22 protein-coding genes are annotated in these 20,103 nt (G+C 46.8%); 6 read left to right on the forward strand and 16 right to left on the reverse strand.

Annotated elements, in window-relative coordinates:
• Nucleotides 1–14: 14 nt before the first annotated feature.
• The 3 genes from AAKU64_RS07765 to AAKU64_RS07775 all read right to left on the reverse strand — a co-directional run bounded on the left by AAKU64_RS07765 (nucleotide 15) and on the right by AAKU64_RS07775 (nucleotide 3,408).
• Nucleotides 15–368 carry a hypothetical protein gene (locus tag AAKU64_RS07765; protein WP_354331630.1) on the reverse strand — a complete coding sequence of 118 codons (354 nt, stop codon included), beginning with the start codon at nucleotides 366–368 and terminating at the stop codon, nucleotides 15–17.
• Nucleotides 369–895: 527 nt separating this feature from the next.
• Nucleotides 896–1,660 carry an exodeoxyribonuclease III gene (xth, locus tag AAKU64_RS07770; RefSeq protein ID WP_354331628.1) on the reverse strand — a complete coding sequence of 255 codons (765 nt, stop codon included), beginning with the start codon at nucleotides 1,658–1,660 and terminating at the stop codon, nucleotides 896–898.
• A 248-nt stretch (nucleotides 1,661–1,908) separates the two neighbouring features.
• A complete protein-coding gene (locus tag AAKU64_RS07775; RefSeq protein WP_354331626.1) occupies nucleotides 1,909–3,408 on the reverse strand; it encodes a leucyl aminopeptidase in 1,500 nt (499 codons plus the stop codon).
• A gap of 48 nt (nucleotides 3,409–3,456) precedes the next feature.
• Between AAKU64_RS07775 and lptF the strand changes: the two genes are divergently transcribed.
• From lptF to AAKU64_RS07790, 3 genes are read left to right on the forward strand one after another with little or no spacing between them, the layout of a single operon-like run.
• A complete protein-coding gene (gene lptF, locus AAKU64_RS07780; RefSeq protein WP_354331624.1) occupies nucleotides 3,457–4,599 on the forward strand; it encodes an LPS export ABC transporter permease LptF in 1,143 nt (380 codons plus the stop codon).
• A complete protein-coding gene (gene lptG, locus AAKU64_RS07785; RefSeq protein WP_354331623.1) occupies nucleotides 4,596–5,726 on the forward strand; it encodes an LPS export ABC transporter permease LptG in 1,131 nt (376 codons plus the stop codon). The genes lptF and lptG overlap by 4 nt, the downstream gene beginning before the upstream one ends.
• 1 nt (nucleotide 5,727) lies before the next feature.
• The gene (locus AAKU64_RS07790) at nucleotides 5,728–6,105 is read left to right on the forward strand and encodes a sirohydrochlorin chelatase (protein ID WP_354331621.1); all 378 of its coding nucleotides are present in this window, start codon (nucleotides 5,728–5,730) and stop codon (nucleotides 6,103–6,105) included.
• A gap of 65 nt (nucleotides 6,106–6,170) precedes the next feature.
• On the opposite strand, the gene cobA is transcribed toward AAKU64_RS07790, so the two are convergent.
• From cobA to AAKU64_RS07825, 7 genes are all read right to left on the reverse strand, one after another.
• Nucleotides 6,171–6,890: a uroporphyrinogen-III C-methyltransferase gene (gene cobA / locus AAKU64_RS07795; protein ID WP_354331619.1), complete on the reverse strand. Its 720-nt coding sequence runs from the start codon at nucleotides 6,888–6,890 to the stop codon at nucleotides 6,171–6,173.
• Between the two features lie 15 nt (nucleotides 6,891–6,905).
• Nucleotides 6,906–8,246: a sulfate adenylyltransferase subunit 1 gene (locus AAKU64_RS07800; RefSeq protein WP_354331617.1), complete on the reverse strand. Its 1,341-nt coding sequence runs from the start codon at nucleotides 8,244–8,246 to the stop codon at nucleotides 6,906–6,908.
• On the reverse strand, nucleotides 8,246–9,181 hold the full coding sequence (cysD, locus tag AAKU64_RS07805; RefSeq protein ID WP_354331615.1) for a sulfate adenylyltransferase subunit CysD: 936 nt from the start codon (nucleotides 9,179–9,181) through the stop codon (nucleotides 8,246–8,248). Before cysD ends, AAKU64_RS07800 begins: the two co-directional genes overlap by 1 nt.
• A 73-nt stretch (nucleotides 9,182–9,254) precedes the next feature.
• Complete coding sequence (locus AAKU64_RS07810) at nucleotides 9,255–9,992, reverse strand: phosphoadenylyl-sulfate reductase (protein ID WP_354331613.1); 738 nt, start codon at nucleotides 9,990–9,992, stop codon at nucleotides 9,255–9,257.
• Nucleotides 9,989–10,522: a DUF934 domain-containing protein gene (locus tag AAKU64_RS07815; RefSeq protein ID WP_354331611.1), complete on the reverse strand. Its 534-nt coding sequence runs from the start codon at nucleotides 10,520–10,522 to the stop codon at nucleotides 9,989–9,991. The genes AAKU64_RS07810 and AAKU64_RS07815 overlap by 4 nt, the downstream gene beginning before the upstream one ends.
• 131 nt (nucleotides 10,523–10,653) lie before the next feature.
• Nucleotides 10,654–12,360: a nitrite/sulfite reductase gene (locus AAKU64_RS07820; RefSeq protein WP_354331609.1), complete on the reverse strand. Its 1,707-nt coding sequence runs from the start codon at nucleotides 12,358–12,360 to the stop codon at nucleotides 10,654–10,656.
• Nucleotides 12,361–12,396: 36 nt separating this feature from the next.
• The gene (locus AAKU64_RS07825) at nucleotides 12,397–13,170 is read right to left on the reverse strand and encodes a sulfite exporter TauE/SafE family protein (RefSeq protein ID WP_322119648.1); all 774 of its coding nucleotides are present in this window, start codon (nucleotides 13,168–13,170) and stop codon (nucleotides 12,397–12,399) included.
• A gap of 578 nt (nucleotides 13,171–13,748) precedes the next feature.
• Here AAKU64_RS07825 and AAKU64_RS07830 point away from each other — a divergent pair.
• Together AAKU64_RS07830 and AAKU64_RS07835 are read left to right on the forward strand one after the other, a co-directional pair.
• The gene (locus AAKU64_RS07830) at nucleotides 13,749–14,384 is read left to right on the forward strand and encodes a PEP-CTERM sorting domain-containing protein (RefSeq protein WP_354361963.1); all 636 of its coding nucleotides are present in this window, start codon (nucleotides 13,749–13,751) and stop codon (nucleotides 14,382–14,384) included.
• A 180-nt stretch (nucleotides 14,385–14,564) separates the two neighbouring features.
• Complete coding sequence (locus AAKU64_RS07835; RefSeq protein ID WP_354334841.1) at nucleotides 14,565–14,762, forward strand: hypothetical protein; 198 nt, start codon at nucleotides 14,565–14,567, stop codon at nucleotides 14,760–14,762.
• Between the two features lie 71 nt (nucleotides 14,763–14,833).
• On the opposite strand, the gene AAKU64_RS07840 is transcribed toward AAKU64_RS07835, so the two are convergent.
• On the reverse strand, nucleotides 14,834–15,325 hold the full coding sequence (locus AAKU64_RS07840) for a pilin (protein WP_354334843.1): 492 nt from the start codon (nucleotides 15,323–15,325) through the stop codon (nucleotides 14,834–14,836).
• Between the two features lie 265 nt (nucleotides 15,326–15,590).
• On the opposite strand from AAKU64_RS07840, the gene AAKU64_RS07845 reads away from it, so the two are divergent.
• Nucleotides 15,591–16,598: a peptidylprolyl isomerase gene (locus AAKU64_RS07845; RefSeq protein WP_354334845.1), complete on the forward strand. Its 1,008-nt coding sequence runs from the start codon at nucleotides 15,591–15,593 to the stop codon at nucleotides 16,596–16,598.
• Between the two features lie 56 nt (nucleotides 16,599–16,654).
• Here AAKU64_RS07845 and AAKU64_RS07850 read toward each other — a convergent pair whose 3' ends face one another.
• From AAKU64_RS07850 to AAKU64_RS07870, 5 genes are read right to left on the reverse strand one after another with little or no spacing between them, the layout of a single operon-like run.
• A complete protein-coding gene (locus AAKU64_RS07850) occupies nucleotides 16,655–17,128 on the reverse strand; it encodes an SRPBCC family protein (protein ID WP_354334847.1) in 474 nt (157 codons plus the stop codon).
• A gap of 35 nt (nucleotides 17,129–17,163) precedes the next feature.
• Nucleotides 17,164–17,628 carry a DUF2269 family protein gene (locus tag AAKU64_RS07855; RefSeq protein WP_354334849.1) on the reverse strand — a complete coding sequence of 155 codons (465 nt, stop codon included), beginning with the start codon at nucleotides 17,626–17,628 and terminating at the stop codon, nucleotides 17,164–17,166.
• Nucleotides 17,580–18,998, reverse strand: a complete 1,419-nt coding sequence (locus AAKU64_RS07860; RefSeq protein ID WP_354334851.1) for an NAD(P)H-binding protein — start codon at nucleotides 18,996–18,998, stop codon at nucleotides 17,580–17,582. The genes AAKU64_RS07855 and AAKU64_RS07860 overlap by 49 nt, the downstream gene beginning before the upstream one ends.
• Nucleotides 18,999–19,051: 53 nt before the next feature.
• Nucleotides 19,052–19,582, reverse strand: a complete 531-nt coding sequence (locus tag AAKU64_RS07865) for a hypothetical protein (protein ID WP_354334852.1) — start codon at nucleotides 19,580–19,582, stop codon at nucleotides 19,052–19,054.
• On the reverse strand, nucleotides 19,579–20,076 hold the full coding sequence (locus AAKU64_RS07870; protein ID WP_354334854.1) for a cell division protein: 498 nt from the start codon (nucleotides 20,074–20,076) through the stop codon (nucleotides 19,579–19,581). The genes AAKU64_RS07865 and AAKU64_RS07870 overlap by 4 nt, the downstream gene beginning before the upstream one ends.
• Nucleotides 20,077–20,103: the final 27 nt, after the last annotated feature.

Here is a 20,103-nt window from a genome sequence, read left to right on the forward strand (position 1 = left end):
TAGCTACTTTTTAATCAGGGCGATTTTTTTCTCACGATCAGAGTGACGATGGCGATCACGATCAGTATGGGCAATAAGGCAGGAAGAATTGCCAATAGGATCGCACCAGCAATCACTGCAAATAACAACACCAAAAATATCGACACACCCGCCAGTACGACGCCTGTAATGCCAATGGCAAAAACCACCGCCAGTAGCCCAATCATGACGCCGCCTGCCGCTATGCCAACCCCTGCAAAACCGTGTACGGATTCGCCATCGATCATGATTGACGAGGAATCCATTGAAAAATAGGTAGCGCAGATCAGAGCCAGGATCGTCGCTAAAACGCTAAAAGTGACGAGGTAGTTGCGTGTGGAGTTTGTCATGATGGCACCCTTAAAAAATCGTTAAGAACATCAACATCTTCTGTGTTGATGCAATGAGTGCATGATAGGCAAGCAGTTGGCGATGCTCAATTCACTTGCGACAGACTGCAAGAAACGTGGTTCCAATGGAAATTGAGCAAGATGAGCGGGGCGAAAGAATGTTGAGTCGAGTCGGTGGCCAAGCTGATATTCGTATAAGTCGGGAATCATTCTTCAGTGATTTATTTCCGACCAGGATTTACTTTTGCAGGCGTAAATTCGACATTATTTTTATATACTCCCCTATATTTTTTTGGAATATGTCATATCGTCCAATGATTATATGGACACTCTAGCTATACTAATTAGGAGTATATATTAAGCCAAGATTTTCCTTTAGATGCACGAGAGGTGCCGTTTGATTGCTGACGGCGCATTTCTGGTCATTTTTGAGGTTCTTCGTTGCCCGGCTTGCCATGAGCGCCGTATTTACAACAAACTCGCGTCAAAACTATCTTGAAAAGCGCATCCTTCATCAGCTCAAATCCTTAATCCAGGGTTGCAATCACCGGTGCGTGGTCAGATGGTTGCTCCCATTTACGCGGTACTTTGTCGATGACGCAAGCGGTGCAACGTGCTGCCAGCGGCGCCGACAACAGAATATGGTCGATACGCACACCTTTGTTCAAGCGGAAACCCAACTGGCGATAATCCCACCAGCTAAAAGATTTATCTGCCTGTTCAAACATTCTGAAACTGTCTTTCAGACCCAGATCAATCAATGCTTGCAACGCGGCGCGCTCCGGTGGAGAGACTAAATTCATCCCTTCCCAGGCAGCGGGATCATGCACGTCCCTATCTTCGGGGGCAATGTTGTAGTCACCCAGTAGGGCTAATTGAGGATATTGTTGTAGCTCTTGTTGTATCCATTGATGCAGTGCGGCGAGCCAGCTTAATTTGTAGGGATATTTCTCCGAGTCCAGCGCCTGTCCGTTCGGCACATAAGCACAAACGATGCGTATCCCTTCGATCGTGGCGGCAATGATGCGTTGTTGCTCATCAGGGAACAGCGGATTGTTTTTCTGCACATCACTCATCGCATGGCGCGAGATGATGGCGACACCGTTGTAGGTTTTTTGTCCAGTAAAAGCCACGTGATAACCCGCAGCCTCAATCTCCGCCTGCGGAAATTTATCATCCGTGAGTTTGGTTTCTTGCACGCAGACGACATCGACGGGATTGCTCTCTAGCCAGGTTAATACTTGCGGTAAGCGAACCTTAAGGGAGTTAACATTCCAGGTGACTAATTTCATGATGGATATCCTGCTACAAGGTTAGGTGGTTGGTGTGGTTGGCGTAATGTTGACGTTGTCTGACTACAGAGTTATTAATGAGTCGAAAAACGCTAAGTTTAACGAAGACCTTAAGTACAAAATAAAGTGCAAAATAAAATACTAAATAAAAAGCGTGCAATGCTAAGGCAAGGCACGCTTTTCGTATTTTCGTTCAAACTAGGGAAGGCGTTGTTTTCTCAACGAACTCCCTTCAAACTCCGACGGATTTAGCCAGCACGATTGATTAAGAACATTGTCAGCAGAGGAACTGGGCGACCAGTAGAGCCTTTGGCTGCACCTGATTTCCATGCTGTACCAGCGATATCCAGATGCGCCCAAGTATATTTCTTGGTGAAGCGTTCAAGGAAGCATGCTGCAGTAATACTGCCGCCAGCCGGACCACCGATATTCGCCATATCAGCAAAATTTGATTTCAGTTGCTCGTTATAAGCTTCTTCAATCGGCATACGCCATGCGGTATCACCGGTTTGTTTACCAGCGGTCAGCAATTCAGTCGCCAGCGCATCATGTGCCGCGTCATGGCGTGTGAACAAGCCAGTGTTGTGATGACCTAAAGACGTGACGCAAGCGCCGGTCAGTGTTGCGACGTCAACTACGGCGGATGGTTTGAAACGCTCGGTGTAAGTCAGTGCGTCGCACAAAATCAGACGACCTTCTGCATCTGTGTTCAAAATTTCTATCGTTTGACCAGACATGGATGTAACGATATCGCCCGGACGTGTGGCACTGCCAGAAGGCATATTTTCGCAAGTTGGGATGACTGCGACGACATTCAGCTTCAACTTCATTTCGCCAATCGCACGCATAGTACCGAGGACAGAGGCCGCACCACCCATGTCGTATTTCATTTCATCCATACCGGCGCCGCCTTTGAGCGAGATACCGCCGGAGTCAAATGTAATACCTTTACCGACCAGCACGGTTGGCGCATCTTTGGCTTTGCCGCCCATGTGTTTTAACACGATGAACTTTGGTGGTTCGACAGAGCCATTGGTGACTGACAGAAAGCTATTCATTTTGAGCGCTTGCAATTGCTTGCGATCTAATACTTCTATGCCCATTTTGTAATCGGTAGCGATTTTTTTCGCTGTCGTTGCAAGATAAGTTGGCGTGCAGATGTTGGGAGGCAAATTCCCCAATTCTTTGGTTAAATCCATGCCGTTTGCCAGCGCAATGCTTTGTGCCAGGGCATTTTTTGCAGCAGTTGCTTCTGCTGCATCAACGCCGAAAGCGACTTTTTTAACGCCAGTGCTTGTCGTATCTTTTTTGCTTTTGAGGCCGTCAGCACGGAAAATCGATTCGTGGAAAGCGAGTACAGCAGTGCGTATTACCCAAGCAGTGTCACGCTCTTTGACTGATGGCAGAGCTAGTGTTGCGTCATTTGCGCCTAGATTTGCCAAAGCACGTGCAGCGGCATTGACTGCCTGCGTGAACGCTTTTTCTGATATGGTGGCGGCTTCTTCGCCTAAACCAACTAGTAAAACACGTTCTGCTGAGACGTTGGCAACATTGCGCAGTAATAATGATGAGCCGATTTTGCCTGTGATGTCACCGGATTTGAGTGCAGCAGCGATGTCGCCTTTGCTATCTAATGCGGAAGCTGAGGCGGATAATTTTTTGTTTTCGAATACGCCTACAACTACGCAGCCAGTTTTGGTGGCATTCACAGTGCTTTTGGCGTCGAATGTTTTTATGCTAAAGTCCACGTATTACTCCTCTTTGTAAGTCTCGTAAAAACGATATTATAACCCTCCATGATTTTTCAGCGCGCGCTTCGACGTGAATTACTCAGTGCCGCAGGCGCTGTCTTCACCATTCTCTTTACTATTACCGTTACCTGGATGCTGATCAAGATACTTGGATTGGCTGCGGGCGGCAAAGTAGCGTCCTCGGATGTCATCCAGTTGATCGGCTTCTCCGCTTTGCAGTATCTTCCGATTTTATTAATTTTAACTAGTTTCATTTCAGTGTTAATGGTGGTCACGCGAACTTATCAAGACTCAGAAATGGTGGTCTGGTTTGCCTCTGGCGTGAGTTTGACGAAATGGATTGCACCGGTATTGCGTTTCGGTGCTCCCATCGTTGTGTTGACTACGTTGCTCAGTTTTATCGCAACGCCATGGGCGAATCGCCAAAGTACTGAGCTTAAAGAGCGGTATGAAAAACGTGAAGACATTGCCAAAGTAGCGCCAGGTAAGTTCCAGGAATCTGCATCGACAGACAGGATCTTTTTTGTAGAAGAAGTTGCTGGCGATTTAAGCAAAGTACAGAATATTTTTATTAATACCTTCAAAAATGGACGCTCCAGTATTGTGGTCGCCAAAGAAGGGAAAGTAGAAATTGACTCCAAAGGGGATAAGTTTTTGGTGATGAGTCAAGGTCGGCGTTACGATGGTCTGGCAACTGAGCCAGATTTTCAGATGATGCAGTTTGAGCGATATGGCGTTTTAGTATCGGGACAAACGAAAGCTGAAGCTGGTGATAAGTCAGCCAAGTCACTTTCTCTGCAACAGTTATTAGAAGACCCCAATAGTTTTAACCAGGGTGAGCTGTTGTGGAGGGTCTCCTTGCCGCTGATGTGCGTGGTGTTATTGCTGTTAGCCATACCTTTAGGCTTTGTTAATCCTAGGGTAGGGCGATCAGCAAATGTCATCGTCGCTCTGTTACTGGTCATTATGTATCTCAACTTTATCAATATCATGCAAGCGTCAGTAGTACAGGGACGTTTTGGTTTTAATCAGGCTTGGTGGCCGGTTCATTTGCTGACATTAATCTTGGTTGCATTTTTATTTTCATGGCGCTTATACGTCAACAGTAATGCCCATCCGCTGGTACTCTGGTCTAAATTTAAATGCGCTTTGCGTAGAGATAATAATAAAAAGAAGTGCATGTCATGAGAGTACTACAACGTTATTTTGGCGCAGAAATTATCCGGGCCGTGTTATTCGTCATGCTCGCCCTGCTATCCTTATTCGCTTTTTTCGATTTGATGGGAGAGCTGCAATCGATTAATAAAACGGGTTATCGCTTACCACAGGCTTTGTTTTATGTTGTGCTGGGTTTGCCTGGCTACTTGTATGAATTTATGCCAATCGCAGTATTGATCGGGACAATTTATGTATTGTCACAGTTTGCCTCGAATTCTGAATTTACCATCATGCGCGCTGCCAGTATGTCAACGGTAATGGCGGGTACGATGCTGGCAAAAATTGGTTTGGTATTTGTAGTTGTAACATTTATATTCGGTGAATTTATCTCTCCGGTAACGACCAAATTAGCCGAAAAAGTCAAACTCAGCGCACTTGGTGCTGCGGTCACTCAGGAGTTTCGATCCGGTTTATGGACTAAAGATTTGATTCGTGAACATGGATTGACCGGCAATATTGTCGGATCCCGATTTTTGAATGTGAAAGAAGTTCTTCCTAGAGGCCAATTGCTTGGGGTTAAAGTATTTGAGTTTGATCAGCAGTTTCACCTGACCAAAGAAGTAGTCGCTGAAGAAGCGGAATATATGGGTGCTAATGTCTGGCGGGTGAAAAACGTCAGTGAGACCTCTTTCCCCAAGAGTTTGTCTATGCAGGATATCTCTAGCGTATCGACTGTTAAGCGTGCAAGCATGGATGTAACATCAGAAATCACGCCAGATATTTTATCGGTCTTGCTGGTTGATCCAGACCGCATGTCTGCCTACGATTTGTCTGCTTATACCAAACATTTGTCCGACAATAAGCAAGGCACAAAACGTTATGAAATCGCGTTCTGGAAAAAAGTGACTTACCCATTTGCGATTCTTGTCATGATGGCGCTGGCTCTCCCGTTTGCTTATTTGCATGCGCGTAGCGGTGGCGTTAGTCTGAAGATATTTAGCGGCATTATGATTGGTATGGTTTTTTATCTGACCAATAGCCTGTTTTCACATGTCGGACTATTAAATACCTGGCCAGCTCCAGTGACTGCATTAGTCCCCAGTGTTTTATTTTTATTGATGGCGATGGCAGCCCTTTGGCGAGTTGAGAGAAGTTGATATGACGAAAGTAATAAAAAAAGCCCAGATTTTATTCGCGCATGGTGCACGTGATCCACGTTGGGCAGCACCTTTTCAACGCTTGCAGCAAATGACTCAGGTCAGTTTGCCCGATGTCACGGTTGCCTTGGCGTTTCTAGAATTTATGACGCCGAGCTTGCCAGATTTGGTCAAGCAGATGGTCGATAATGACATTACAGAAATAAGCATCGTGCCTATTTTTTTGGGACAGGGCGGTCATGTTTTACGTGATTTGCCGATATTGCTTGATCAGCTAAGATCGGACTATGTTAGCTTGACGATTAAGGTCGCAGAAGCTGTCGGTGAGGACGCTATGGTGTTAGCTGCAATTCGTGACTACTGCATTAAGTCGATGTAATTTAAGGTGTGGTTGAACTGGGTGTGCGGCTAGTGCTAGGGGCAGCGGCAGGCTCAGATTCTGGACTAAGTTTGGCTGGATCTACTTTTCATCGCTTCACCTATCATCACCAGTACCGGGCCTTCGCAATCGCTAAGACCATCTTCTAATTCTTTTAATTGCAGTCGCAAAATACGCTCTTTTGGACGACTGCAATTTTCTATCACGACGACTGGTAAGTCCGGTTGATAGCCTGAAGCCAGCAATCTCTGTGCTGTTAATGCAGCTTCTTTGCCGCCCATGTATTGAATCAAGGTATCGCATTCTGGTATGCGAGTATCTGATGTTTCGCCCGGTGCTGTGCTGGAGGTAAAGAATGCAACGCTGCGGGCGATGCCACGTTTTGTTAATGGCTGGCAGGCGCTGGCTGCGGCGGCAACGGCAGTGGTGATGCCAGGCACAATGGCATATTCAATACCCGCTTGCTCCATAGCCGTAAGCTCTTCATCGGCACGCCCAAACAACATAGGATCGCCGCCTTTAAGACGCACCACAAGGCCGTAGTGCTGTGCACATTCAAGGATTTGTTGATTGATTTGCGATTGTGCGGCAGAGCGTTGGCCACTACGTTTACCGACTGAAATTTTTACCGCTTGCGGGCAAAGTGCCAGCATTTCTGGCGTTACCAGGGCATCATGCAAAACAACCTCTGCTTGCGCCAGCAGGCGAGCACCGCGTACGGTAATGAGGTCGGCAGCACCGGGGCCAGCACCAATTAAATAAACTTTGCCACCCGGTTTCTGCATAATAGTTTTGTCAGCTTAGACTGTAGATTCAGTTAATTTGATCATACCAGCCGCCACTGTCTGGTGGGTCACTTCATCAATTAAAATAAACGCACCAGTCGAACGCAAATCATCGTAGGCATCGACTGCCAATGGCTGCGCCACGTTGATCGTGACGGTAGCTATATCATTGAGTTTTAGCGTTGTTGCAGTGCGTCGCTCCTGCGTGTTGATATCTAATAAGGTATCAATCGCCGTTACCTTTGCCGCTACTTGTTTGGTCGTATGTTTAATCCAATATTTGCGGCCAATATCCATCGCATCTTCTGATAACCAGCATAAATCGGCTTGCAATGTTTTAAGCTGAGTTGCGGGGCGACTAGCAGAGGCCAGCATGTCACCGCGTGAAATATCCAGATACTCGTCCAGCAAGATCGTCACAGACTGACCAACCACCGCAAATGGTAAAGAACCATCCAGTGTCAAAATCTCTTTGACGGTCGCAGATTGTCCGCCAGGCTGTACTACTAATTTGTCACCGACGCTGACTTTCCCAGCTTCGATTCGACCCATATAGCCACGGAAATCATTGGCTTCATGACCGTTATGACGCGCTACCAGTTGTACCGGAAAACGGAACGGCTCGTCATGGCAATCGTCATACACGCTGAGTGATTCCAGTAACTCAATCAAGGTCGGGCCTTGATACCAAGCCAGCTTATTACTCGCCGTAACGACGTTATCACCAGCCAACGCAGAGAGCGGAATCGGGTGAATATCTTTCAGGCCCAATTGCTGAGCGAATGTTTGGTAGGCAGCGACGATGCGATCATAAACAGTTTGGTCGTAATTAACCAAATCCATTTTATTTACAGCAACAACCACATGTTCGATTTGCAGCAAGTGCGCAATAGTGGAGTGGCGTTTGGTTTGTGTGAGTAAATCCACGCTGCCGTCATCACCTAATTTGACCTTAGAAACGTCAATCAAAATGATCACAGCGTCAGCGGTGGATGCACCTGTCACCATATTGCGCGTGTATTGCTCATGTCCCGGAGTATCGGCAATAATGAACTTGCGTTTCGGCGTTGCAAAATAACGATAAGCAACGTCGATCGTAATACCTTGTTCACGCTCAGCTTCTAAGCCATCGGTCAGCAAGGATAAGTCAATGGTGTCACCGACAGTACGTTTATGTTTGGCACGTGACATGGCATCTAACTGATCAGCAAAAATACCCTTACTGTCGAAGAGTAAGCGACCAATCAGCGTACTCTTGCCATCATCGACTGAGCCTGCGGTGATGAAGCGTAGTAGCCCGCGTTCTCTGGTAGCGTCAGCTAAAATGGGTGCCACAGCCGTATTCAAAGTAGCCATTAGAAATATCCTTCTTTTTTACGTTTTTCCATTGAGGATTCTGATGTCTGATCATCCATGCGGGTTGCACCGCGCTCAGTGATTTGGGTAATCGCTGTCTCTGCAATGATGGCATCTACTGTCGCAGCGTCGGATGACACCGGGCAGGTGCAAGAGATATCACCGACGGTACGGAAACGAACCACTTGTGTTTCTACCGTCTCGCCATCGCGTGCTGGTGTCAACTCTGTCAAAGGGACTAATAAGCCATTACGTGGAATAACCTGACGCTCATGAGCAAAATAAATGGATGGCAATTCCAATTTTTCACGTGCGATATATTGCCAGACATCCAGCTCAGTCCAGTTAGAAATAGGGAACACACGCATGTTTTCGCCAGGATGGACGCGAGTGTTATACAAGTCCCACAACTCTGGTCGTTGCGCTTTTGGATTCCATTGGCCGAACTCGTCACGGAAGGAAAATATCCGTTCTTTTGCACGTGCTTTTTCTTCATCACGGCGCGCACCGCCCATACAAGCGTCAAATTTATGTGCCGCGATGGTTTCTAGTAGCGTCACAGCCTGGGCTGCATTACGAGAATCGGTTAAGGGATTCCGTAATCGTACGGTGCCGCGTTTGATCGACTCTTCCACCGACCCGACGATCAATCGCTCACCCAGTTCAGCTACTTTTTTGTCGCGGAAAGTGATGACCTCGGCAAAGTTATGACCAGTATCAATATGCACTAAAGGGAAGGGGAATTTCCCCGGGCGAAAAGCCTTCTCTGCGATACGCAGCATCACAACAGAATCCTTGCCGCCAGAAAATAGTAAGGCAGGATTGGTGCACTCAGCAGCGACTTCACGCATGATATGGATGGCTTCGGATTCTAGCCAATCCAGATGGCGATTACTCGCTGCATCGATAAATTGTTTTTCCATGACTGTATTCATAATCTTCTTTTGACTGTTGGGCTATGACTTTTGAAATACTACTGCTTAGCTATCACTGTTTATTTATCTATCTTCAGGCAATAGATTTAATTCTGATGAGCTTGCCATCAACCACATGTAAACCACATTCTTTTGATTCAGGATTTTCCCACCACCAGCGGCCTGCGCGTACATCCTCCCCAGGCGTAATTGCGCGAGTACACGGCTCACAACCAATTGATGGATAGCCTTTGTCATGCAAAGGGTTATAAGGCACATTATTACTGCGAATATAGTGCCAGACATCTTCCTCTGACCAATCGGCCAAGGGATTAAATTTTTGCATACCATGCGCCGCATCATCTTCTTGTACAGCGAGTTCTGTACGCGTTGCTGCTTGAGAACGGCGCTGTCCTGTCACCCATGCTTTATTGCCTGATAATGCGCGATTAAGCGGTTCTACTTTACGGATACGGCAGCATTCTTTGCGCATTTCTACGCTATCGTAAAACGCGTTTAAACCATTTTGCGCAACGTAATTTGCAACTGCTTCTGGTTCGGGCTTAAATAAATGAATCTCAGAGCCATAGACTTCTTTGATCTTGTCTAGCATGCCTAAAGTTTCTGCATGCAAGCGACCTGTTTCAAGCGAAAAAATACCGATGGCAAGTTTGTTGCGCAAGATCAGATCGGTCAGCACCATGTCTTCTGCCGCCAGACTAGAGGCAAACACAGCCGGGGAAAATTCTATAGCGATGCGTTGTAGCGTGGCCTTAGTGTCTGACAATTTATCCGACAATTTATCGGCTAGCTCATTTGTAAAATCGCTCATATTTGCTCCGTAGTTCTATGCTCACGACGGAATAGCGGATTCTTCTCATCCCATGAGGTCTGATACTTTTCGCTGAAGTCAGTCAGACCTTTGATCGCGTCTTGAATACTGCGATCTTCACGCGTTGCAAAGGCATTAAATCCAACACGCTGCATATAAAATAACTGGTCACGTAACACATCACCGATTGCGCGTACTTCACCTGTAAAACCAAAACGTGATCTTAAATTGTAGGCAATCGAGTAACCACGGCCATCCGAAAATTTAGGAAAATCAACTGCCACTAACTTGAACAGTGATAGATCCTCTTTTAATTCCTTCGCTTGTTCATCACTACCAAACCAGATGGCAATATCTTGCGATTCTTGCTGACGTTTAGCCAATGATTCACGTTGCAATTGCCATACTTTTAGCGGCACAATGACTTTGCCCGTTGGAATGGCGACAGCATCTGGCGTCTCGCCCTCAGCCAGGCGTAATACTGCCCAGTCGTCCTGAACGATGGTCTTATCTTTGATTATTGCACGCATATAAATTCTTTCTCAAAAATATAGGACTTACGCAAAACTGCCCCAACTGCGTTGCAGCTCCTAGCTGTACTAAAGTACTATCTTCGTCGCTACGCCTTGCTGGGACAATTTTACATAAGTCCTAAAGTAGATCAGTACGACACTGCCGCACCAGCATCTTCGCCGTAATGTTCCAGCGTTTTGATCGGTGTGGCATAGACATATTCTTTAAACGGCACAATACCTAAACGCTGAGCTGTATCTATAAAACGTTCGTTCTCAATACGATCACGCAAATACACCTGGATAATCCGTTCGATTACTTCTGGCATTTGTCCAGCTGAGAACGAGGGGCCGATGATTTTACCAATCGCAGCTTTGTTGCCCTGCGCACCACCAATCGAGACCTGGTAAAACTCGCTACCATCTTTGTCCACACCCAAGATGCCAATATTGCCGATGTGGTGATGACCGCAGGCATTAATACAACCCGACATGTTGAGTTCTAAATCTCCGATGTCATGCAGATAATCGAGGTCGGCGAAACGGTCTGTAATATCGAGAGCAATAGGAATCGATTTTGCATTTGCCAGCGAGCAAAAATCACCACCCGGGCAGCAAATCATATCGGTCAATAAGCCAATATTCGGTGTTGCCAGTCCATGCGCTTTTGCTTCTTGCCAGAGCGCGAATAAGGCAGATTCCTGCACATCAGACAGCACGATATTTTGTTCATGTGTGACGCGTAGTTCGGCGAAGCTATAACGATCGGCCAGATCCGCCATAAAATCCATTTGCTCCGCAGTTGCATCACCTGGCGGTACGCCTGGCTTTTTCAAAGACAAGACTACGCTTGCATAGCCCGCAACTTTATGTGGTTTGACATTACGTTTTACCCAATTAGCGAAGGCTTTATTGTCCTGCTTATGTTGTTCATAGCTAGCATCAGTTGCAGGCAATGTGGCATAGGCGGGCGTACTAAAGTAAGACGCAACACGCTGCAATTCTTCTTTTGTCAGAGTCGCTGGACCATCCTTGATGTCAGCCCATTCCTCTTCCACTTGCTGGGCAAATATATCAGCGCCGATGGCTTTTACCAGGATTTTGATGCGCGCTTTGTACTTGTTGTCACGGCGACCGTATTGGTTATAAATACGCAGGATCGCTTCCAGGTAAGTCATCACGTGTTGCCACGGCAAAAACTCACGGATCACGCTGCCAAGTATCGGTGTGCGACCCATGCCGCCGCCAACCATAACTTTAAAACCGACTTCACCTTGCTCGTTATGCACCACCGTTAAGCCGATGTCATGCACCGCAATCGCAGCACGATCTTCTAAGGAACCATTGATGGCGATCTTAAACTTACGCGGTAAATAAGCAAACTCAGGATGGAAGGTCGTCCACTGACGCAAAATTTCTGCATAAGGACGTGGATCAATGATCTCATCCGCAGCAACGCCGGCAAATTCATCCGAGGTGATATTACGCATGCAGTTACCGGATGTTTGAATGGCGTGCATTTCTACCGATGCCAGTTCTTCTAAAATGGTCGGCGTTTCTTCCAGTGTGATCCAGTTGTACTGGATATTTTGACGTGTCGTAAAGTGGCCATAACCGCGATCGTATTTACGTGCGATGTGGGCAAACTTACGCATCTGGGTAGAAGACAACATTCCGTAGGGTACAGCTACACGTAACATGTAGGCATGGCGCTGCATGTATAAACCATTTTGCAAACGTAGCGGTAAGAACTCCTCTTCCGTCAATTCGTTCGACAAGCGGCGACGTACTTGATCGCGGTATTGAGCGATACGTTCTTTGATAATTTGATGATCGTGTTGATCGTAGCGATACATTGTGAGGTCCTAAAAAAATACGCTCAAAATTACAGTTTAAAGAACCAGCTTAGCGGCAACAATAGTTAAGGTTGTCGCTAACAGTCCACGCAAAAATTTTTCCGGTACGGCACGCGCCGCCATGGAGCCTATCGTAATGCCAGGCAATGAACCTATTAACAAGGTGCCCAGCAACTCCCAGTTGATTGATCCTAACCACCAGTGACCGACGGCAGCAATGGCAGTCAGTGGCACCGCATACGCAATGTCAGTCCCGGCAATGTGCGCAGCAGACATCCGTGGGTACAACATCACTAGCAAGGTCGCGCCAATTGCACCGGCGCCGATAGAGGAAACGGTTACCAAGGTGCCCAGCAAAACGCCAGAAACGATAGTCGCCGCAGCCAATTGCGTACCTTGCAATTGCTTCTCTGGATGGCGATTAAGCCATGCCAGCATTTTAGACTTAAACAGTAAGGCGACCACGGTCAACAGCACCGAACCGGCAATAGAATAACGAATAATCTGACCGATTTCTTTATCCAGAGCGCCAAAATGTTTCAGGCTCAGCGTAGCAATCAATGCTGCCGGAAGGGCGCCGTAACACAGCAAGCGCACCACATGCCAGTCCACTGTGCCACGTAAGCGATGGGTAAAAGTGCCGGTCGCTTTAGTAATCGACGCAAATGCTAAGTCGGTACCGACCGCAACGGTGGGTGACACGCCAAACAGCAGAGTCAACAAAGGTGTCATCAGCGATCCGCCACCAACGCCAGTCAGCCCTACCAAAATACCTACTGCAAAACCGGACGCTACATAGCCTAAATCCATACTACCCCGTTCATATCACCATGTTGAAAGTAACAGCATAGTAAAGAATCTGAGCCTTAATCCAAACTACTTAGTCTTTATTTGCTTATATGTAGTTTTGACATATGGATAGACGTTATTTGTATAAATATATTTTTAACGGTCGTTTAGAGAAAACAGATGTGCTGAGGTAGAGGTGGGCATGCAAGTTTGAGTGATGATGACTATATTTTTAAGCATACTCACATGGAGTAAATTTTTATTGTCCATACTTTCATTGGATAATTCAACGTATTTTGTATTTTTAGAGGGGAGTATATGAATTATTAAATAATAAAGCGACTCAAGAAATGATCTGTTTAAAAAATACCCAATGGTGACAAAAGACTGAAGAGAGATGACGAAGGCGTGCGATCGTTGGGTGCTGAATATCTCATGCTTTAAGTATTAGTTTTGTCGAAAAATTTTACACTTAGTTTTTTGTTCGAGAATAATCCTGACTAAGTTATTGATTTAAATAATTATTTCTTTTGGGCATGTTTATTGCTTTGAGGTAATTGTAAGACATTTAAAGTTAGCTAACCTCCAGAAAGAAAAAAATGCGTTTTTTGAATAAATTAGTAAAAAGTTTAGTATTGACCACCGGAATTGCACTGGTTGCCATCAGCAGCGCGCACGCAAGTTATATTAACTATGCAAGCCAAGCTAGTTTCTTGCAATCAGTTAATCAGGCAGAAACAGATAATTTTGCAACCTGGAATGGCGGCAATTTTGAAATTTTGAACAACGCTCAAGCTAAAGCGGCTTCTATCGGCAACATCGGCTATGTTTCTACTGGCTTCCAAAACTGGAATATCATTACCGGTGGAGGTCTTTGCTGGGGTTGCAACGGATCTGGCTATATTGATTTGACTGGAACTAATTTCGGTACAGTTAATGGCGTTTATGGTTTCTCCGTTAATCTGTCTATCAACTCCGGTTACAACGAATACATTACTTTCGGTGATAATTCCGTTTTGGCTATCACCAATCCAACTGGCTTTTATGGCATTACTTCTGACAGTTTGATCAAAAAAGTTGAATTTGCACATGCGCCAGGTCAAGCTTCGTTTGATGGCTCTGTTCAAATTAAAAACGTAACGATCGCAGCAGGTGCAGTACCAGAACCAGCAACAATGGCTTTGTTTGGTCTAGGTCTGTTGGCTTTTGGCGTAATGCGTCGTACTAAAAAATAATTGGTACTAAATTTTTAAAAAACCTGCTTCGGCAGGTTTTTTTATGGGCATTTGTAATTTGGTTTATAAATTGTCCAAAAGATGATCTTGCGATGTGTTTGGCAATAGCTAAAATTAAGCTAAGCTAGATGTATTGCTACCCATATTTACTCCAATTGGCTTAGGTAAAAGAGACTCAAAGTGAAATATCTATTCAAGTCACTGCTATCAATTGGGATGCTGTTAGTCGCCAGCGCAATCGCTGCGCCAGCCGATTGGTATAAATGGCGTAGCAAAATTGAGTCGATTGAAATTTGCTCGCAAACTTCACCCGGGGAGGGATGGACGCGTGCTGGTGGCCCGTTCAAAAATGCCCAATGTGAAAAGCTAAAACAATGAGCTTATATATTCAGATGGAATTAGAAATGTATTGAAAGTTTCTATTGAAGCGTCCAATGATGATCCGTGCACTACTTCACCCGTTTCAGGCAACTAAGTGGCAGCATCCCTGCCGGAACCGTAGTTTGATCAACACCTAGTACCGTCATTTTATCGGGCACATCTGCTGCGCCGCATACCCAAGTGACTGGCACAATGGGTGCATCTGCAACAACAGCAGGGCGCATCGTTAATACTTTGCCTTTGATCGCATTATTCACCTGATTGCCGAAGGTAATATTGATTGCGCCATCCTGTACTTTCACCTCACTCACAAAATTACTGACCATTTTATCGGCACTCGGCAAACCGGCAGCGGCATTATCAGCAGGCATTTTTTGTGTAGATGCCCATGCTGCGGCGATAGGTTTTTTTGCGACATCAGTGAGGGGGGTAATAGATTCGATTTGCTGTCGAATGACGCGCAATTGAATTGAGGGATAAGCCACAGCACCTAAGATAGCAATAATCGCGACGACGACCATCAATTCTATTAAGGTAAATCCTGAACGAGTAGGTTTCATAAATTGGGATGCTTTTTCTAAACATTGATCATAACAAGCGCGTCAGATTTTTAGCTCATTTATAGAAAATATTTTCAATCAACTTCATTCAGTTTTTCGTTCAAATGCAATGCAAATACGCGTTGCATTTTGTACTCTATGCAGCCTGCTGGACATCACAGACACTAGACAAATTTCTACCTATCGCGTACCTTCAATAATCTGGCTCGACAGGCAATTTCTCTTGGTAAGTCCACAGTATTCGTTATTCTTTTGGAGTCACGCTATGCACGCATCTGTACAAAATTCTGTTTCGCATGCCTATAAAAAAACAAAGCTAGCTGGTGCCGTATTAACTACTGCCAGCTTGTTGCTATCAGTTGCCTGGGTCAATACTGCTCTCGCTAGTGACACTAAGCCCTTGGCTAAGACATCTGCCACTACACCCGCAACTACGCCTGTAAAAGCGGTGGCTAAACCTACCATAGCAGATGTAATTAAAGCCTCTGCTGCCAGTGACTGGCGACCACTTGATCCAAACAATACCTTGTATATGGATCTGGAAAAGGGACGAGTCGTGATCGAGCTTGCACCTGACTTTGCGCCTAATCATGTGAAAAATATTGAAACCATGGTCAGAGAAGGTTTTTTCAACGGTATGGATATCGTCCGCTCACAAGAAAACTATGTGGTCGAATGGGAGGACTCTTCGGGCAAGCGTGATATGAAGAGCGCCCGTAAAAATCTGGACCCCGAATTCACTGTCAAATACGACAAAAAACTACCGTTCACTCGTTTGCCGGATGTAGATGGTTTTGCACCGCAGGTTGGTCATGTAAATGGCTTTCCGGCTGGACGTGATCCTAAAACCGGTACTGCCTGGCTAGCACATTGTTACGCTAGCGTCGGGGTTGGCAGAGATAACGAGGTCAATAGCGGTGACGGCAGCTCCTTGTATGTAGTGACCGGACATGCGCCTCGCCAGTTGGACAGAAATATCACTTTGGTTGGTCGCGTCATGCAGGGTATGGAATTGCTGACCACCTTACCCCGTGGTACTGGCCCCATGGGGTTTTATAAAGAAACCGAGACCATGACGCCGATCAAATCAATCCGTATCGCGGCTGATGTGCCAGAAGCCGAACGTACTAAATTGGAGGTGATACGCACCGATACGCCAACCTTTAAAGCCATCGTTGAGGCACAACGTAATCGTGGTGGCGACTGGTACAAAGTCCCCGCAGGCTATATTGATCTGTGCAATGTGCCGATTGCAGTGCGGGCGATGCAGTAATTAGATTGCTGATCTGGCGGAGATAGCTTGGAAGACGGGCAGGTGATGATAATAAATTAGATTGAATTGTCACCTGAGACTATTTGCTTCTCGCAAAACGTTTTCAAGCCTGATAAGCGATGTTGTATTACCCTCGCAAAATAGAGTGCTGCTATCGGTTCAATCAAGATACGCAGATAAGCAGGCTTGGCAATGATCGTGTATCGAAATCGCGCCAGGGTCTGCTTATCCCCAGTGCGGTTGAAGATCCACGAGCCTGCGAATTTTTCTAAAAACCAGGGCCCCTTAATCATCGTCACTGCAGCACGCTCTGGCGGCATCAATTGCACAAATTCGACGATCATGGACATACCTAATTTGGAATGCACTTCGACCTGTGTCCCTATTTGAAGTGCGGCACCGGCGTCGTCAACAACAGCAATTTTTTCTGGAAATGGGTCCCACTCATAGCGAACTCCATAGTCTTGCGAGACCTGATAAACCAAGTTGATCTTTGCATTGATTTCGATACTACGTTCGATAATTGTCATATTATGCCGGCCTTAAAAAAGCTAAAAGAAAAGTCTTAAACTGGTTTGTGCACCATCAACCAATACACAACCAGCAACCCGCCAAATGCCGGGAATCCCAACGCAGTCCAGATTTTTTCAAATAACCAGTAGCGGTCTGGCAATGCCAGATTGTTGCTTGCTGCCAGCGCTGCCATGTTGCGCATTTTTAGCTGCAAGCAAACTACGGGTAACCAGCAAACCGCTGCTAGCACATACAGCGCCAATGACCAGATGATCCAGCTGGAACCGAGCGGAAAACCTGCAAGCCGTATCATCCAAAAACCAGAAAGTGGTTGGATAATCACTGCAGGTGTCGTGAACCACCAATCAGCTCGGACAACCCATTGCGTCACCACAGCGATCGCTTGGACATTACCGCTGCGATTAATAAAAAATAGATAGAACGCGGTACCAAATCCGGTGCCAAACATCAGGGTCGCAGACAGGATATGCAGCGTTTTAATGGTGAGGTAGTCCATGCTATTTTCTCGTTTTTGTATTTTGTATTTTGTGTTGAGGTGGCGTTGACTGGATATGTATCCTTGTCCGTATCCTCACCCGCCATGCGCCACATGACGAACATGATTGCCAGCAAGGGCAGATTTTTGCTCAAAGGACCAAATGGGTGTGCCCAAAAGTGGGGAAGAAAAATGCTCATGATCGCTGTATATGATCCGACTAATCCTAACTGTAATAGCCACAACCATCGGCGGTCACGCAGCAATAAGGCGAGACCCAATGCCGCATCCGTCAGGCTGGCAGCGAGCAAAGTTGGCTCCTGCCACACGGTCGCTACACCGCAAGCGGCAAGCCATTGCAAACTCTCTTGGTGCGGCCAGGCAAACCAGGACACATAGGCCGTCAATAGCCACAATCCTGCCATCACAAAGCGCAGCATAGGCAAGCCCCAACTGGCTACCGCGTTTAGCTTTTGTTCTGGTCGGGTAAATAGTGCCGGATCGCGTGGTGTGTAGCCTAATAATTGCCTGATATCTGCGTCGTCTGCGGTATTGCTGCCGTCGGTGCTCTCGGTCAGCATGACGAGTGACTCTGGCGTCAACGCGCTGGTCGGATGCAGTGCCGCGATCCTTGCCACCACCTTGGCAACTGGCAAAGGTAAGTCAACAACGATTGCCGGCGCTGCCCGGATGCCACTACGGATTGCCGTCAGATATTCTGCCATGCTCATTGCACGCGGCCCTACTGTTGCCACTTCTTTTGGTGCGTTTTTACCTAGCACCACCAGTTGAACGATCGCAGCCGTCAAATCATCGATATGGATAGGTTGTACTAACGCGCGGTGCGCTAGCGGCATCGCCAGTATCGGCAACGTCGCCAACATTAAAAATAGCTGACTGCTAGCACCCTTATCGCCATAGACCAATGAGGGGCGGAGGATGCTGGCATTCAAATGACGTTGCCGCAAATCGTCTTCTGCAGCACCCTTGCTGCGCCAGTATCCGGTCGTGGCATCTGCGTTGCTACCCAAAGCAGAAACCTGGATAAGCTGACCGATGCCAAGCCGCTCGCACGCAGCAAACAAGGCGATAGGCGCAGCCCGGTGCAGCACATCAAAATCACCAGCTTTGACTTCTCGAATAATTCCCACACAATTGATGACAACATCAATATTTTTTAAATGCGGCAACCAGGCTTGTTCTGTCGTCATGCCGGCAAAATCAATCTCACGCCATTGGTAGCTTGTGGCCGACTTTGCAGATTTTTGGTCAACGGGCATCGCAGTTGGTTTGTTGCGGCTTACCGCAATCACGTTGTATCCACTTTGGAGCAAGGCCACCGCTACGTTGCTGCCTATCAGACCGGTCGCACCTAATACAAGTATGTTCATCTCTGATCCTTCTTCTTTTAGCCCCACTTTTATAATTGCAATGGATTAGCTCATTAGCTGGATGCGATTGAAAAATGCGTCGCTGACTTCGTACTTTGCATCGTCCACGCTGCCAACATATCTCGGACACCCCAGCCAAATACGCCGATGCTCATGAGACTTAATAACCATGAGGTAACGCCGTAGTGGACGTAATGCATCTGATCTGGCAATGTCGCCCAAGTCAATAAAACCGGAATCAGCAAGGCGCAATAAGCGCCACCGCCCATGCTCAGCGCCAGATGCATGACGCGCTCGGTGGCAGATAATGTGCGTGTGCGATCTTCTTCTACAAAATCCCAGGCGGTGAGCAAGACCTCAATCACTAGCACCGCTGCAAAAAGCCAGGCCCAGCTACCGTGCCATTCAACCCAGGCAAGTCCGGCAAAGACCACGGCATATAACACCTCACGCACGCCGTGGATGGCTTGCTCCAGAATGGCGCTAGGTCGTTGCGGCAAGCCTTCACGCCACTCGTGATTGATTAGTACATCCAGTGCACCTAACACACCTTGCGCCACTAAAATCCAGAGAATGCTATTCATGATGCTGCCCTTGTCAATCTGGCTTGATCTTCGCGCCATAGCCAGATCAGCGGAGGCAACATCATGACTACCGCGAACAGGTCAACCCAGACATGGTTCCAGCAATCGGCTTGTAATGAGATCAGCATGTCTTGCGGTGCCCACACGACGATCCCGATAATGAGAGCTTTCCAGGCGAAGCTGCTACGTTGCTGGTCGCCAAAATAGACCAGTGCGCCCATCCAGATCGCGGTGGATTGCACCGTCGGCCCAAATAGCGATATCCACCAAACCTGCTGGGCACGTACAGTCGCTGCGCCCGATGTAGTTAAGGTATGTAAACTATTCCAGGCATCGCCCCAGAAGGCGAGTTCTATCCCGTGATGGTAATTATTGAAAATTGATGCATTGGCGATCCAGGGCAACAAAGCACCGACCAATAAATGCATCGCGGCAGCGGCGTACATCCACCTGACCAGCCATATTCTTTTTGTGTTTTTTGGTATGGAACTCATTTTATATCTCTAATTTCTGTATAGACA

Origin of the sequence: Undibacterium sp. GrIS 1.8 (genome assembly GCF_040544445.1) — a bacterium.
GTDB lineage: Bacteria > Pseudomonadota > Gammaproteobacteria > Burkholderiales > Burkholderiaceae_D > Undibacterium.